This window comes from Micromonospora sp. NPDC092111 (assembly GCF_044755745.1).
In the GTDB taxonomy this organism is placed as follows: domain Bacteria; phylum Actinomycetota; class Actinomycetes; order Mycobacteriales; family Micromonosporaceae; genus Micromonospora.
Window position 1 is genome coordinate 1,320,844 of record NZ_JBIVRQ010000001.1, and the last position, 15,324, is coordinate 1,336,167.

Sequence of the window (15,324 nt, forward strand, 5' to 3'; positions counted from 1 at the left end):
ATCCGGCGTCGCCGATCGCGCAATGTCGCCGATGCGGCGGGGCTCAGGCGGTCGGATGCATGGCCGGCATGGGCGCGATCTCGTTAAAGATCTTGACGAGGACGCCCGGAAGCCCTGCTTCCGGGCGATGTCGAGGTACGCCTCAAAAAAACTGCTCGGACCTCAGCGTGTCGCTTCCGGTCTTCACCTCGACCAGGGCGGCCCACTGCCGCTGCCCACAAGTGACGCGGACGAGGCGTCCGTAGAGATCTCCCCACCGACTGCTGCTCTCCGCCGCCGGGCAGGCCCGTTCATGGTGCTCGCCGTCGGATTAGGCAGGCGGGTGGTAGGTGGCTAGAGTCGGCGTGACCCGGGCAGGACGGTGGCGCTCCCCGCAGGCTTCCACGCGAAGGGCGATCGATGGTGCGGTCCTACTACGTGCATGTCGGCCGTGAGCATGCGGTCAACCTTGACCTCGGAATCGAACGGTCTGTCTGGGGCTGGCGTTCCACTGCACTGGATCTTCGACGCGGGGATGCCCGCCGAGTGGCGCGTTCGATGCGGGCCGGTGATTATCTGGTCCTCGGCTGGTGGGGTCCGAATCCGAGGACAACAGACATGGAGGCATACCTTGCCGGCCGGCTGCGCCGGTTGGTGATCACCCGGATCGTGATGCCGCTCCGCGAGGACCGGGAGCCGGTATGGCCGGACGAGGAGGAACTGTTCCCCGAACGCGTCCGGCTACACGTGCTCGACGTCATCGACGACGTGCCGGGGAGGCTGCTGGGCGAGTCGGCGATGGCGGCTCTGAAGGATTCCGCCAACACGAAGGGCGTACCGGTCGAGGCCTCCCCGGTTCCGGTTGCGGCGCTCACCTCCGGCGGCGGAGACACCCCGATCGCCCGCCCGGACGAGGAGACCTCCGACCGCGCCGCTATCGGCGACGAGGACCTTGACGTGTACGCCCTGGTGGCACGGCGCAAGGAGCAGCGCCGACTGCGCCGGCTGAAGTTCGGCGAGCTGGCGGTTGTGCGGTGCCAGTTGTGCGGACGGGACCTGCCCCGGCACCTGATGGTTCTGGCACACATCAAGCGGCGGGCGGATTCCAGCTACCGGGAAAGGCTAAATCTCTCCAACGTCATGGCCGCCTGCCTGCTCGGTTGTGATGCGCTCTTCGAACATGGGCACATCCACGTTGGCGCGGATGGTCGGATTCGGCTGGCACGGGAGGCTGGCCCGCATGTCGCTGCGTCGGTGCGCGAACTGAACGGTAGAAGGTGCGCGGCGTTCGACTCGGCATCGGCGCCCTTCTTCGCCGCGCACACGGCTCGGAGCCGTGCCATCTCATCCGCTGATCATGATCTCGGTTGGGACCTTGACTACGACCACGGTGCCCACGACGGACTACACCCCGATCATCAGGAACTGGTCGGGCTGACCGTGACCACCGATCCGTGACGCCTGCAAAGTCCGACCAGCGGCCGATGACGGAGGATCGCGAGCACAGCCGCGCCAGGGTCCCCGCAGCCGATGCACCACAGCGAACGCCTGGAGTCGTGATGAACGAAACCGACAAGAGCGGCCCGGGGAGCGTCGCGGAACTCGCCGAGCAGCTCCGGCGGTTCGCCGACGACCGGGACTGGCAGTAGTTCCACACGCCGAAGAACCTGGCGATGGCGTTGGCGGGCGAGGTCGGCGAGCTGCTGGCCGAGCTGCAGTGGCTGACGGCCTGACGAGGCGGTTCGCCTGATGGCCGATGCGGAGTTGGGCGGCCGAGTACGGACCGAGATCGGCGACGTCATGATCTACCTGACCCGACTGGCCGACGTGCTGGGGATTGATCTGCTCGCCGCGGCGAACGACAAGCTGGCAGAGGTGGCCCGCCGGTACCCGGCCAACGAGATGCGGGGGTCTGCCGCCAAGGTACCGCGCGTGACCAGGATTCGATCATCTGAGTAGGGTTCCGGGTCGGAAGGCGGTCCTTGGTGGACCTGCCCGGTGATCCTGTGCTGCCCGGAGGCGCTCCCATGTCGGCGTACCGTTCGTCTGCTGCTGGTCTGCTGCGCCTCGCCTCCGACGGCACGCTGGTCGAGGTCCTGGCCGAGCGGCTTCGGAGCAGCGGTCACGGAGTGGCCCCTGCCGAGAAGCGGGCGTGGTCGCGCAGCCTGCCGGTGCTGGCCCAGGATCTCGTCGATGCCGGCCTCACCGGAGTCGAGGTGCTGGTGGAGTACCAGCTCCCGCTGACCAGCCGCCGGGTCGACGCGGTGCTGGCGGGGTCCGACCCGCGAACCGGGGACGACTCGTACCTCGTGGTGGAGCTGAAGCAGTGGAGCTACGCCACTGCCTACGAGGACTCCGAGACCCTGGTGGCCGTCGAACATGCCCGTGGTCCACGGCTGCACCCCGGTGTCCAGGTGGCCGACTACTGCCGCTACCTGAGCGACTTCCTCGGCGTCCTCGGCCAGGAGCCGCGACGGTTGAGCGGGGCCGCGTACCTGCACAACGCCGTGGACCGGGATGTGAGCGACCTGCTCGACCGACCGGCCACCGAGCAGAGCCGGATCTTCACCGGGCAGCGCCGGGGTCAGTGGCTCGACCACCTGCGCGGCCGGTTCGCTGTCGGGTCGGGAGCGGACGCCGCCGACCGGTTCCTGACCAGCACCGTGCGTCCCAGCCGGCACCTGCTGGCGTACGCGGCGGCGGAGCTGAAGGAACGCTCGCACTTCACCCTCCTGGACGAGCAGCACGTCGCGTACGAGCTGGTCATGCACGCGGTCGAGCGGGCCCGGACGGCGAACCACAAGCGGGCCGTGGTGGTGGCCGGCGGTCCGGGCAGCGGCAAGAGCGTCATCGCCCTGTCGGTGCTCGGTGAGTTGGCCCGGCAGAACCGGTCCGTGCTGCACGCCACCGGTTCCCGGTCCTTCACCCAGACCCTGCGCCGTTACGCCGGTCGAGGGTCCACCCGACTGCAGAGCCTGTTCAAGTACTTCAACAGCTTTATGGATGCCGGCACCAACGACGTCGAGGTGCTGATCTGCGACGAGGCGCACCGGGTGCGGGAGACGTCGGTGAACCGTTACACCACCAAGGCCCGCCGCGACGTCGCCCGCCCACAGTTGGAGGAGCTTGTCTCGGTGGCCCGGGTGCCGGTCTTCCTCCTCGACGAGCACCAGGTGGTCAAGCCCGGCGAGTTGGGCAACGTCGACGTCATCTCGGCGTTCGCCGAGAAGCTGGGGCTGGAGGTCGACATCGTCGCGCTGCACGACCAGTTCCGCTGCGGCGGCAGCGAGGCGTACGAGCAGTGGGTCCTGGACCTGCTCGGCCTCGACGGCGGCGAACCGACGGTCTGGGTCGGTGACGGTCGCTTCGACGTCCGGGTCGTCGACTCGCCGCAGGAGTTGGAGGAGTGGCTCGCCGATCGGCAGGCCGACGGTGGCACAGCCAGGATGTCGGCCGGTTACTGCTGGTCGTGGAGTGATCCGAGGGCGGCCGGCACGCTGGTGCCGGACGTGACGGTCGGCGGCTGGGCCCGACCGTGGAACGTCAAGAGCGACCGCAGCGTCGGCGACGCCCCGGGCAGCGCCTACTGGGCCACCGACCCGAACGGCTTCGGTCAGGTCGGCTGCGTCTACACCGCGCAGGGCTTCGAGTACGACTGGTCCGGCGTCATCATCGGCCCGGACCTGGTCGCCCGGGACGGCCGGCTGGTGACCCGGCGGGAGGAGTCGAGGGACCCGGCGTTCCGCAGCCGGAAGACGGTCAGCGACGAGGAGGCGGACCGGCTCATCCGCAACACGTACAAGGTGCTGCTGACCCGGGGGATGCGGGGCACGGTGCTGTACGCCACCGACCCGGAGACCCGCGAGCACCTGCGTGCCCTGGTGCGGGTCGCGCACCCACCGGAGGTCCGTTTCGAGCGGGATGCCGGGTAGCGACGACCCCAGAGTGTCGCTACAGTGACCGTCGGTTCAGCGGACCGACGGGCTTCCCACCGGGACAGGCCCCCACCGCGCGAGATTCTCGTGCCCGGGGGCTCATCACGTGCTCGCTTTCCAGACCAATCCCCAACAGATCCTGGAGCTGGCCAGGGAGGGTGAGTTGACCGACCGGGTGGGCGCCCATCTGGTCCGCGCGGGATTCCGGGTGTCCGACAGCGAGCGGGCGTCCTGGCGGCACAGCCTTCCCGCGTTGGCCGAGCAGCTCGTCGACGCTGGCCTCGCGGATCTCGACGTCCTCGTGGAGTGCCAGCTTCCCCGCAGCAGCCGGCGGGTCGACGTGATCCTCGCGGGCGTGGGGCCTTCCACCAGGCGTCCCGTCTACCTCGTCGTCGAACTCAAGCAGTGGAGCTGGGCGAGCGTCTACGACGAGGCGGAGAAACTGGTACGGGTGCCGCGACTGGCCGATCCGCAGGTGCATCCCGCCCTGCAGGTCGAAAGCTACTGCTCCTACCTCGCTGATTTCCTGCCGATGCTGTGGGAGTGGCCGGATGCGGTGCACGGTCTGGTGTACCTGCACAACGCGGACAGCGGGCGGATTCCGGATCTGCCGTCGGAGGGCGACACAACCCTGGAGCATCGACGCATGGTCTTCACCCGGGACCGGCACGCCCCACTGCGCGCCTATCTGACGGGAAGGTTCGCTCCGTGGCGGGACCCGGAGGCGGCGCGGCAGCTACTGACCGCACCCGCCCGTGCCAGCGAACAACTCCTGGCGGTGACCGCCCGGGAGGTCGACAGCCGCCGGCATCTCGTCCTACTGGACGAGCAGCGCGCGGCGTACGAGCTGGTGATGCGCGGCGTGCGCTGGGCGGACCAGGGCCGGCGCAAGCGGGTGGTGCTGGTCTCCGGTGGGCCGGGCAGCGGCAAGAGCGCCATCGCGTTGAGCCTGCTGGCGGCTCTCGCGGGTGAGCGTCGTGCGGTCGCGCACGCGACGGGCTCCAAGGCGTTCAAGAAGACCGTCCAGCGGTACGCCAGGAGCCGTCCCTTCGACCCGCAGCAGCGGACCGCCTCGATGTTCCACTACTTCATGGATTTCATGAACGAACCGCCGGACAGCCTCGACGTGCTGATCTGCGACGAGGCGCACCGGATCCGCAACCGGTCGACCCGGGGCGACCGGCGGGGCCGGAAGCCGCAGGTGCAGGAGCTCATCGAGGTGGCGAAGGTTCCCGTTTTCCTGCTCGACGACGACCAGGTGGTGCGGCCGAACGAGGTGGGCAGCATCGCCATGATCCGGGGGATGGCGGAGCGGCTCGACCTGGAGGTCGACTTCGTCCACCTGGGCGCGCAGTTCCGTAGCGGCGGCAGCCCCCGGTATGAACGGTGGGTGCTCCACCTGCTGGGGCTGGCCGGCTCCGGTCCCTACGCCTGGGCCGGTGACGACAACTTCCGGCTCGCTCTCGCCGATTCACCGCAGCAGATGGAGACCCTGCTGCGGTGGGCCCACGACGGTGCCGCCTCGGCGCGGATCTCCGCCGGCTTCTGCTGGCCCTGGACGGAGAAGCCCCGAGGCGGCCAGCTCGTGCCCGACGTCAGGATCGGCTCGTGGTCGAAGCCGTGGAACGCCAAGAGCGAGTACCCGCCCCGGGGGATCCCGGCCGGTTCCTACTGGGCCACCGAATCGAGCGGTTTCGAGCAGGTCGGATGCATCTACACGGCACAGGGCTTCGAGTACGACTGGTCGGGCGTCATTCTCGGCGGGGATCTGGTGGTCCGGAACGGAAAGCTGGTCTGCCAGCCGTCTGAGTCCCATGACAGCGCCATCTTCGACAGGCGGCGACAGTTCCCCGGGGAGAACGCGGAGCGGCTTATCCGCAACGCCTACAAGGTTCTGCTCACCCGGGGTATGCGAGGGACCCTGATCTATTCGGTGGATCGGGAGACCCAGGAGTTCCTGGCCGGGCTGGTGCCTCCCGCCCAGGTGCCGCAGGGCCTCGTGGCCCCGGGTGTGTCGAAGACCGGCCTGACCGGTCGGGCCCGTCCCTCCGTACAGGATCAACCGTCCGGACAGGACGCCCGCGCTGTGCGTTCCGACACGGTTCCGCCATCTGGCGATCAGTGAGCGCTGGTCCAAGGGCCGGCCAAGGTCGGCAACCGCACCACCTGCTGCTGGAGAATGCCGGCGAGCACACCGTGACCGAGGCCTGCGCAGCAGCCGGCTAGCGCTGGACCTGCTGGAACGCTACGGCCGCGACCTGCTGGAGATCGTCGCGTTCCTCGACGGGCACGGGGTGTGGCACTGCGACATCTAGTCCGCCAACCCTGACCTCCCGCCCCGGCCGAAGGACAAGCAGCCGCACCTGTGCATCTTCGACTTCCTCCTGGCCGGGTGCCTCCCTCCACGCCAGCCGGCAAGAAGGGGCCCCTCTCACTCGGGGACCCGGCGGTACGCCCCGTCGCTGGCCGAGGTGGCCATCGAGGCGTACGCGCGCAGCGCCGCCGACACCGGCCGCTGCCGGTCGACCGGGGTGTACGGCCGGTCCCGCTTCTCCTGCGCCACCCGGCGGGCCTCCAGCACGTCGGCCGGCACGTTCAGCTCGATCGACCGGGCCGGGATGTCGATGACGATCTCGTCACCGGGCTCGACCAGGGCGATCAGGCCACCGGAGGCGGCCTCGGGGGAGGCGTGCCCGATGGACAGGCCGGAGGTGCCGCCGGAGAACCGGCCGTCGGTGAGCAGCGCGCAGGACCGGCCCAGCCCCCGGCCCTTGAGGAACGAGGTGGGGTAGAGCATCTCCTGCATGCCGGGGCCGCCCTTGGGGCCCTCGTAGCGGATCACCACCACGTCCCCGGCGACGACCTCCTTGGCGAGGATCGCCGAGACCGCGTCGTCCTGCGACTCGTAGACCTTGGCCGGGCCGCGGAAGGTCAGGCACTCCTCCGGCACCCCGGCGGTCTTGACCACGCAGCCCTCCGGCGCCAGGTTGCCGTGCAGGATCGCCAGCCCGCCGTCGGCGCTGTAGGCGTGCTCCCGGTCCCGTACACAGCCGCCGGCGGCGTCGGTGTCCAGCGACGACCAGCGGTTGCTGGTGGAGAACGGCTCGGTGGTGCGTACCCCGCCCGGGGCGGCGTGGAACAGCTCGACCGCCTCCGGCCGGGGTGAGCCACCCCGGACGTCCCAGTCGGTGAGCCACTGGGCGAGGGAGGGGGCGTGCACGGCGTGCACGTCGCGGTGCAGCAGGCCGGCGCGGTCCAGTTCGCCGAGGATGGCGGGGATGCCACCGGCCCGGTGGACGTCCTCCATGTGGTACTGCGGGGAGTTCGGGGCGACCTTGGCCAGGCAGGGCACCCGCCGGGAGATGGCGTCGATGTCGGCGACGGTGAAGTCCAGCTCGGCCTCGCGGGCGGCGGCGAGCAGGTGCAGGATCGTGTTGGTCGACCCGCCCATCGCGACGTCCAGGGCGACCGCGTTGTCGAAGGCGGCCCGGTTGGCGATGTTCCGGGGCAGCACCGAGGCGTCGTCCTCGTCGTACCAGCGCTTGGCGATCTCCACGGCGGTGCGGCCGGCCTCGACGAAGAGCGACCGGCGCGCGGCATGGGTGGCCAGCGTCGAGCCGTTGCCAGGCAGGGCCAGGCCGATCGCCTCGGTGAGACAGTTCATCGAGTTGGCGGTGAACATGCCGGAGCAGGAGCCGCAGGTGGGGCAGGCGGACCGTTCGATCTCGCCGAGCTGGTCGTCGGTGACCGCCTCGTTGGACGAGGCGATCATGGCGTCGATCAGGTCGATCTTGGAGTGCACGACGCCCTCGATCGCCATCGTCTTGCCGGCCTCCATCGGGCCGCCGGAGACGAAGACCGTCGGGATGTTCAGCCGCAGCGCGGCCAGCAGCATCCCGGGGGTGATCTTGTCGCAGTTCGAGATGCAGACCAGGGCGTCCGCGCAGTGCGCGTTGACCATGTACTCCACCGCGTCGGCGATCAGCTCCCGGCTGGGCAGCGAGTAGAGCATCCCGCCGTGGCCCATCGCGATGCCGTCGTCGACGGCGATGGTGTTGAACTCGCGCCCCACCCCGCCGGCCTCGGCCACCGCGTCGGCGACCAGACCACCCATGTCCTTCAGGTGTACGTGGCCGGGGACGAACTGGGTGAAACTGTTGGCGATGGCGACGATCGGCTTGCCGAAGTCGTCGTCGGTCATCCCAGTGGCCCGCCACAGGGCCCGGGCGCCGGCCATCGTCCGACCGTGGGTGGAGGTCCTCGACCGCAGCTCAGGCATGCGTACCAGTCTTGCACCGCCAGCCGGGCGACCCCCACCGACGCGGGCCGTGTCCCAACAGTTGCACACCCGGTACCCCGCGGCTGTTGCCGATCCGGCACAGTTGAAGTCGTGCGTTTACCCCCGGGCATGGTCGCTGTCGCGGTCCTGAGCGGTCTACTCGCCGCCGCCGCCACCATGCTGCTGGCCCACTCCGCCCGACGCCGGGGCGGGCGGCACCGCCAGGCGCACCTGCTGTTCGCGCTGGCCGCCGCGATCGGGTCGGTCACCATGCTCGTCGGGGTGACCGCCGTGCTCGGCGCGGCCGACCACGGAGCCCACCAGCGCGGCCAGCAGACGGGCTGGGCGTCGCTGATCTCGATCGGCACCGCGCTCAGCGGGCTGGCCTTCTGCGCCGGCCTGCTCCGGCTGCCCGGCGCGACGGTCGCCCGGGCGGCGACCGCGCGGCTGCTCCTCGACGGGCTGGTCATGGCGACCGCGATTTGGTTCGTCGGCTGGGTGCTCTTCTCGGAGCCGACCCGGCTGCTCGGCGCGGCGACCCCGGCAGCCTGCCCGGCCATCCTGCTCGCCTCGGTGACCGTGGCCCTGACCGCCGGCCTCGCCGTGATCGTGGTGGCCCGGGCCGACGCGCCCCGGTCGCGCCTCGCCCTGCTCGGCGCCGGCATCATCGCGGCCACCACCGGCGGGCTCGGTGTCTCGGCCGGGGTCTGCCAGGGCGGTCCGGCGATGGCGCTCAGCGGCGCGGTGCTGCTCGCCGTCGGCCTGCCCGCCGGCGCCCTGGCGGTGCACCGGGTGGACGCCCTGGGCCAGGTCGACATCGACCTGATCCGGCGGGACGGCGAGTACGCCTTCATACCGATGTTCGCCATGGCCGCCTCGGCGATGTACCACCTCGTGCAGGGCGGCCGGTTCGACGCGCTGGGCATCGTCGCCGGCAGCGTCGAGGGCTTCGCGCTGGTCGCCCGGCAGCATCTCAGCCTCAACGACGTGCGCCGCTACGCCGGCCGGCTGGCCGAGCGGGAGGCGCACTTCCGTGAGCTGGCCCACACCGATCCGCTGACCGGCCTGGCCAACCGGCGTGGCCTGCTGCGGGAGATGCAGCGCCGCGCCGCCGACGGGGTGGGCTGCGCGCTGCTCGGGCTCGACCTGGACGGCTTCAAGAACGTCAACGACATGCGTGGCCACGACGTCGGCGACATGGTCCTCGCCGAGGTGGGCCGGCGGCTCAGGGGCAATCTGCGCCCCGGTGACCTGGCCGCCCGGCTCGGCGGCGACGAGTTCGCGGTGCTGATGCGGGGCGAGCTCGCCGACGCGGACGTGGTGGCCGAGCGGCTGCTCGGGGTGCTGGGCGGGGCGTACGACCAGCCGGGCGGCCCGGTCTTCCTCTCGGTCAGCATCGGGGTGGCCGGTCAGCTCGGCGACCCGGACGTGGTGGGGCTGCTGCGCCACGCCGACCTGGCGCTGCGCTACGCCAAGCAGCGCGGCAAGAACCGGATCGAGCGCTACGACGGCACCTACGACCAGTTGCTGCTGCGCCGCACCCGGCTGGAGCACGAGATGCGTGGCGCGATCGAGCGCAACGAGCTGCGGCTGGCCTTCCAGCCGGTGGCCTCGCTGCCCTCGGTGCGTCCGGTGGGCGCGGAGGCGCTGCTCCGCTGGCACCACCCGGAGCTGGGCAACGTCCGCCCGGACGAGTTCATCCCGCTGGCCGAGGAGTGCGGGATGATCGCCAAGCTGGGCGCGTGGGTGCTGCACCAGGCGTGCCGGCAGCTCTCCCGCTGGCTCGCCGACGGGCACGACGTCTGGGTGTCGGTCAACGTCTCCCCGCGTGAGCTGCACGCCCCGGAGTACGTGGTGCAGGTGGCCGAGGCGCTGCGCGCCCACCACGTACCGCCGCAGCGGCTGGTGCTGGAGGTGACCGAGCACGCCGTCGCCACCGACCTGGACGAGCTGATCCGCCGGCTGACCGCGCTGCGGCTGACCGGGGTGCGGATCGCGCTGGACGACTTCGGCGCCGGGTACTCCTCGTTGGGGCAGCTTCGTCGGCTGCCGATCGACATCCTCAAGATCGACCACAGCCTGGTCGCCGAGCACGAGCCGGTCCGCCCGGTGGGCCGGGACGGGCCGGCCTTCGCCCCGATGGTCGACATCGTCATGCGGCTGGGCCACCAGCTCGGCATGGAGGTGATCGCCGAGGGTGTCACCACCCCGACCGAGCTGGCCGCGGTGGTCGCCGCCGGGTGCCGGTTCGGGCAGGGTGCGCTCTTCGGCTGGGGGGTGCCGGCCGAACACCTGGAGGCGATGCTGGAGGCGGCCACCTCGCCGGGTGCCCGTCCGGCGTCGCTGCCGCCGGCCCCACCGCCGGTGCCGCGCCCGGCCGCCCCGTCGCCGCTGCTGCCCCGGCTGCGGTCCCACCCACCGGCGTCACCGGCGGTGCCCGCCCCGCGCGCCGCGGAGGAGGGATCCGCGCAGGCCGGGCCGTTCACCGGAGACGGTGTCCCTCGTTCGTGAACCAACATGTGGGATCAGTTGACTCATCGCGTGAGATGCGTCAGGCTTGGCCCATGTCGTCGATCCGGTCGCTGCGAGTACTTACCTGAGCGCACTCTCCCCCGTCGAGAGTGCGCTGGCCCCGTGCATCTGCACGAGGGCCGTTTTTATTGCCGTCGGACCCACCGGGGCGGTCAGCCGCCCCCGTCGCACCTGTCGTAGAAGCTCCACCCACTCCAGCCGAAGGCCTGAACCGCCATGACGAGACCCACGCCAGAGACACTCGCCCACTCCGCCCGGCGGGCGCGCACGGTCACCGAGCCGGCCAGCGACGCCGACCCCAACCCCGCGCCGCGTCCCGGCGCCGCCGGTGCCATCCCGGCCGGTGCCGGCCGGGCCGGCGCGGACGGAGCCACCCCGGCCGTACGGCAGCCCGCGCCGGCCCAGGTCTCCGGTGCCGGTTCGCTGGTGCGGTCCCTTGAGGCGCTCGGCGTCGACGTGGTCTTCGGCATCCCGGGCGGGGCGATCCTGCCCGCCTACGACCCGCTCTACGACTCGACCGTGCGGCACATCCTGGTCCGGCACGAGCAGGGCGCCGGTCACGCGGCGACCGGGTACGCGCAGGCCACCGGCCGGGTTGGCGTCTGCATCGCCACCTCCGGGCCGGGTGCGACCAACCTGGTCACCCCGATCGCCGACGCGTACATGGACTCGGTCCCGATCGTCGCGATCACCGGCCAGGTGGCCCGGCCCTCGATCGGCACGGACGCCTTCCAGGAGGCGGACATCCAGGGCATCACCCTGCCGATCACCAAGCACAACTTCCTGGTGCAGACCGCCGAGGAGATCCCCCAGGTGCTGGCCGAGGCGTTCCACCTGGCCGCCACCGGGCGGCCCGGGCCGGTGCTGGTCGACATCCCCAAGGATGTCCTCCAGGCGCCGACGACCTTCGCCTGGCCGCCCACCCTGGACCTGCCCGGCTACCGGCCGACCCTGCACCCGCACGGCAAGCAGATCCGGGAGGCGGCCCGGCTGATGGCGATGGCCCGCCGGCCGGTGCTGTACGTCGGCGGCGGAGTGCTCAAGGCCGGTGCCACCGAGGGGCTGCGCAAGCTCGCCGAGTTGACCGGCATCCCGGTGGTGACCACCCTGATGGCGTTGGGCGCGTTCCCCGACTCGCACCGGCAGCACCTGGGCATGCCCGGCATGCACGGCACCGTCGCCGCCGTCTACGGCCTGCAGAAGGCCGACCTGATCGTGGCGCTGGGGGCGCGGTTCGACGACCGGGTGACCGGCCGGCTGGACTCGTTCGCCCCGGACGCGACGGTGGTGCACGCCGACATCGACCCGGCCGAGATCGGCAAGAACCGGCACGCGGACGTCCCGATCGTGGGTGACGCCCGGCACGTGATCGACGAGCTGCTCACGGCGGTGACCAGCGAGCAGCGGGCGGGCCACCGCGCCGACCTGGGTGACTGGTGGACCCAGCTCGACGACCTGCGCGAGCGCTACCCGCTGGGCTACGAGGAGCCCGCCGACGGCACCCTCTCCCCGCAGCACGTGATCAAGCGGCTGGGCGAGATCGCCGGTCCGGACGCCGTCTACGTGGCCGGCGTCGGCCAGCACCAGATGTGGGCCAGCCAGTTCATCTCGTACGAGAAGCCGGGCACCTGGCTCAACTCCGGCGGCCTCGGCACCATGGGGTACGCCGTCCCGGCGGCGATGGGTGCCAAGATCGGCCTGCCGGACACGGTGGTCTGGGCGGTGGACGGCGACGGCTGCTTCCAGATGACCAACCAGGAGTTGGCCACCTGCGCGCTGGAGGGCATCCCGGTCAAGATCGCCGTGATCAACAACGGCAACCTCGGCATGGTGCGGCAGTGGCAGACCCTCTTCTACGGTGAGCGCTACTCCAACACCGAGCTGGGCACCCACAAGCACCGCATCCCGGATTTCGTCAAGCTGGCCGAGGCGCTCGGCTGCGTCGGCCTGCGCTGCGAGAACGCCGCCGACGTCGACAAGACGATCGAGGCGGCGATGGCGATCAACGACGCGCCGGTGGTCGTCGACTTCGTGGTCGGCAAGGACGCGATGGTCTGGCCGATGGTCGCCGCCGGCACCAGCAACGACGAGATCATGTTCGCCCGTGGCGTCCGCCCGGCCTTCGACGAGGACGAGATCTGACATGACCCTGCACACCCTGTCCGTGCTGGTGGAGAACAAGCCGGGTGTCCTGGCCCGGGTCTCCGGCCTGTTCTCCCGGCGCGGCTTCAACATCGACAGCCTCGCCGTGGGCGAGACCGAGAACCCCGACGTCTCCCGGATCACCATCGTGGTCAACGCCGAGTCGTCGCCGCTGGAGCAGGTCACCAAGCAGCTCAACAAGCTGGTGAACGTACTCAAGATCGTCGAGTTGGACGCGCAGGTCTCGGTCGCCCGGGAACTGCTGCTGGTCAAGGTCCGCGCGGACCGCAACGCCCGGGCGCAGGTGCTGGAGACGGTGAACCTGTTCCGGGCCCGGGTGGTCGACGTCGCGCCGGACACGCTCACCATCGAGGCCACCGGCACACCGGACAAGCTCGACGCGCTGCTGCGCGACCTGGAGCCGTTCGGCATCAAGGAGATGGTCCAGTCCGGCACGGTGGCGATCGGGCGCGGCTCGCGCTCCATCACCGCCGGGCCCGCGCTGCGGGCCGCCTGATCACCACCGCACAAGTCCACGACGGGCCGACGAGGACCGCCGTACGAAAGGGAAGTCAATGAGCGTTGAGGTGTACTACGACGACGACGCCGACCTGGGCCTGATCCAGGGACGCAAGGTCGCGGTGATCGGGTACGGCAGCCAGGGCCACGCCCACGCGCTGTCGCTGCGCGACTCCGGTGTCGACGTGGTGATCGGCCTGCCGGCCGGTTCGAAGAGCCGGCCGAAGGCCGAGGAGCAGGGCCTGCGGGTGCTCACCCCGGCCGAGGCGGCGGCCGAGGCCGACGTCATCATGATCCTTGCGCCGGACACCGCGCAGCGGACCATCTACGCCGAGTCGATCGCCCCCAACCTCGCCCCCGGCAAGGCGCTCTTCTTCGGCCACGGCTTCAACATCCGGTACGGCCTGATCACCGCGCCGGCCGACGTGGACGTGGCGATGGTCGCGCCGAAGGGCCCCGGCCACCTGGTCCGCCGCCAGTACGTCGACGGCAAGGGCGTGCCCTGCCTGGTCGCCGTCGAGCAGGACGCCAGCGGCACCGCGTTCCAGCTCGCCCTGTCGTACGCCAAGGGCATCGGTGGCACCCGGGCCGGCGCGATCCGGACCACCTTCACCGAGGAGACCGAGACCGACCTCTTCGGCGAGCAGGCGGTGCTCTGCGGCGGCGCGGCGGCGCTGGTGCAGACCGGCTTCGAGGTGCTCACCGAGGCCGGCTACGCCCCCGAGGTGGCCTACTTCGAGTGCCTGCACGAGCTGAAGCTCATCGTCGACCTGATGTACGAGGGCGGCATCGCCCGGATGCGCTACAGCGTCTCCGACACCGCCGAGTACGGCGACCTGTCCCGTGGCCCGCGCGTCATCGACTCCCGGGTCAAGGAGGAGATGCGCAAGATCCTCGGCGAGATCCAGTCCGGCGAGTTCGCCCGCGAGTGGGTGGCCGAGGACGAGGCCGGCCGGCCGAACTTCGCCAAGTGGCGGGCCGAGGGCGCTGCGCACCCGATCGAGGAGACCGGCCAGAAGCTGCGGGCCATGATGAGCTGGGTGGACCGCCCGATCACCGAGACCGCCTGATCCACGCGGCCCCACGTCCCGGGGCCGCCCACCCGCCCCACCCCGCGTGGCCCGCGACCCGACGCTCTCCCCGGCGTCCGGCCGCGGGCCGCCGGGGTGCCCGGCCGCAGGCCGACTGGGTGCCCGGCCGCGAGCCCGCCAGGGTGCCCAGCCGTAGGCGGGCATGGGTGCCAGGCCGCGCGTCGACTGAGCTTCTACTCCCGTCGCGCGTCTCCGCGTTTGCGCTGGTCCTGCCCGTCCCGTCCAGCCGTGCTCTCGCCCCCGCCCGTGCTCTCGCCCCCGCCCGTGCTCTCGCCCCCGCCCGTGGTCCTGGCCTTGTTCGTAGCCCTCGATTTGTTCGTGGTCCTGGCCTTGTTCAAGTCCTGGCTGCTGTTCGTGGTTCCGGCCCTGTTCGTGGTCCTAGCCTGGACCTGTCTGCGCCGAGATGCCGGCTACACCAGGTGGGGGCTCGACCGGCAGGTTCGCCGGGTTCGCGCCGTAGCCGTTGCCTGCTGTGCCGCGTCCGTGCCGATGGCCGTGCCCGCATCGGGCGAGCGTGTCGCGGTCAAGCCCACATGTCCACCGAGCGGTATGCCTGAGCGGCATAAATATGCCGCTCAGGCATACCGCTTCAGGGGTGTGTTGGCTCCCGCCGCCGTCACCGTCGGTGAGTGCCCGGGTGGGGTCGAATGCTGCCCGGGCTTCGCCCGCCAATCGGTGCGCTGTGCGTCTTGCATCCGCCCCTCCGGCATGCGCCCCTCCGACTTGGGCCCATTCGGCGTCCGCCCTCCGCCCTCCGGCCTCCGCCCTGTGGCGGACACGTCTGCGTGGGCGGGGCGTTGCCGGTCGCCTGGTTCACCTGCCGGGATCGGGTGAGCCACGCCTCACC

Annotated in this window: 9 protein-coding genes; 8 read left to right on the forward strand and 1 reads right to left on the reverse strand. The window is 71.1% G+C overall.

Annotation, left to right across the window (positions count from 1 at the left end; translation table 11 throughout):
- Window positions 1-399 precede the first annotated feature (399 nt).
- The 4 genes from ACIQG9_RS05660 (at window position 400) to ACIQG9_RS05675 (ending at window position 6,039) form a co-directional block, all read left to right on the forward strand.
- A complete protein-coding gene (locus tag ACIQG9_RS05660; RefSeq protein ID WP_400398687.1) occupies window positions 400-1,437 on the forward strand; it encodes a hypothetical protein in 1,038 nt (345 codons plus the stop codon).
- Window positions 1,438-1,728: 291 nt separating this feature from the next.
- Complete coding sequence (locus ACIQG9_RS05665) at window positions 1,729-1,938, forward strand: hypothetical protein (RefSeq protein WP_400398688.1); 210 nt, start codon at window positions 1,729-1,731, stop codon at window positions 1,936-1,938.
- A 68-nt stretch (window positions 1,939-2,006) separates the two neighbouring features.
- Window positions 2,007-3,911: a DNA/RNA helicase domain-containing protein gene (locus tag ACIQG9_RS05670; protein WP_400398689.1), complete on the forward strand. Its 1,905-nt coding sequence runs from the start codon at window positions 2,007-2,009 to the stop codon at window positions 3,909-3,911.
- A 109-nt stretch (window positions 3,912-4,020) separates the two neighbouring features.
- On the forward strand, window positions 4,021-6,039 hold the full coding sequence (locus ACIQG9_RS05675; protein ID WP_400398690.1) for a DNA/RNA helicase domain-containing protein: 2,019 nt from the start codon (window positions 4,021-4,023) through the stop codon (window positions 6,037-6,039).
- 306 nt (window positions 6,040-6,345) lie between these two features.
- Here ACIQG9_RS05675 and ilvD read toward each other — a convergent pair whose 3' ends face one another.
- Window positions 6,346-8,193 (reverse strand): dihydroxy-acid dehydratase, encoded by a 1,848-nt coding sequence (gene ilvD, locus ACIQG9_RS05680; protein WP_400398691.1) that lies wholly within the window; start codon window positions 8,191-8,193, stop codon window positions 6,346-6,348.
- A 111-nt stretch (window positions 8,194-8,304) separates the two neighbouring features.
- On the opposite strand from ilvD, the gene ACIQG9_RS05685 reads away from it, so the two are divergent.
- The 4 genes from ACIQG9_RS05685 (at window position 8,305) to ilvC (ending at window position 14,456) form a co-directional block, all read left to right on the forward strand.
- Window positions 8,305-10,704, forward strand: coding sequence for a putative bifunctional diguanylate cyclase/phosphodiesterase (locus ACIQG9_RS05685; protein WP_400398692.1), 2,400 nt, complete (start codon window positions 8,305-8,307; stop codon window positions 10,702-10,704).
- A gap of 237 nt (window positions 10,705-10,941) precedes the next feature.
- Window positions 10,942-12,867: an acetolactate synthase large subunit gene (locus tag ACIQG9_RS05690; RefSeq protein WP_400398693.1), complete on the forward strand. Its 1,926-nt coding sequence runs from the start codon at window positions 10,942-10,944 to the stop codon at window positions 12,865-12,867.
- A gap of 1 nt (window position 12,868) precedes the next feature.
- Window positions 12,869-13,384, forward strand: a complete 516-nt coding sequence (gene ilvN / locus ACIQG9_RS05695; protein ID WP_400398694.1) for an acetolactate synthase small subunit — start codon at window positions 12,869-12,871, stop codon at window positions 13,382-13,384.
- A 58-nt stretch (window positions 13,385-13,442) separates the two neighbouring features.
- Complete coding sequence (gene ilvC, locus ACIQG9_RS05700) at window positions 13,443-14,456, forward strand: ketol-acid reductoisomerase (RefSeq protein WP_400398695.1); 1,014 nt, start codon at window positions 13,443-13,445, stop codon at window positions 14,454-14,456.
- Window positions 14,457-15,324 lie beyond the last annotated feature (868 nt).

Excerpts from the sequence above, each read along its gene's own strand:
- ACIQG9_RS05660 (WP_400398687.1), top strand. The coding sequence starts at position 400 with ATGGTGCGGTCCTACTACGTGCATGTCGGCCGTGAGCATGCGGTCAAC.
- ACIQG9_RS05665 (WP_400398688.1), top strand. The coding sequence starts at position 1,729 with ATGGCCGATGCGGAGTTGGGCGGCCGAGTACGGACCGAGATCGGCGAC.
- ACIQG9_RS05670 (WP_400398689.1), top strand. The coding sequence starts at position 2,007 with ATGTCGGCGTACCGTTCGTCTGCTGCTGGTCTGCTGCGCCTCGCCTCC.
- ilvD (WP_400398691.1), bottom strand. The coding sequence starts at position 8,193 with ATGCCTGAGCTGCGGTCGAGGACCTCCACCCACGGTCGGACGATGGCC.
- ACIQG9_RS05690 (WP_400398693.1), top strand. The coding sequence starts at position 10,942 with ATGACGAGACCCACGCCAGAGACACTCGCCCACTCCGCCCGGCGGGCG.
- ilvN (WP_400398694.1), top strand. The coding sequence starts at position 12,869 with ATGACCCTGCACACCCTGTCCGTGCTGGTGGAGAACAAGCCGGGTGTC.
- ilvC (WP_400398695.1), top strand. The coding sequence starts at position 13,443 with ATGAGCGTTGAGGTGTACTACGACGACGACGCCGACCTGGGCCTGATC.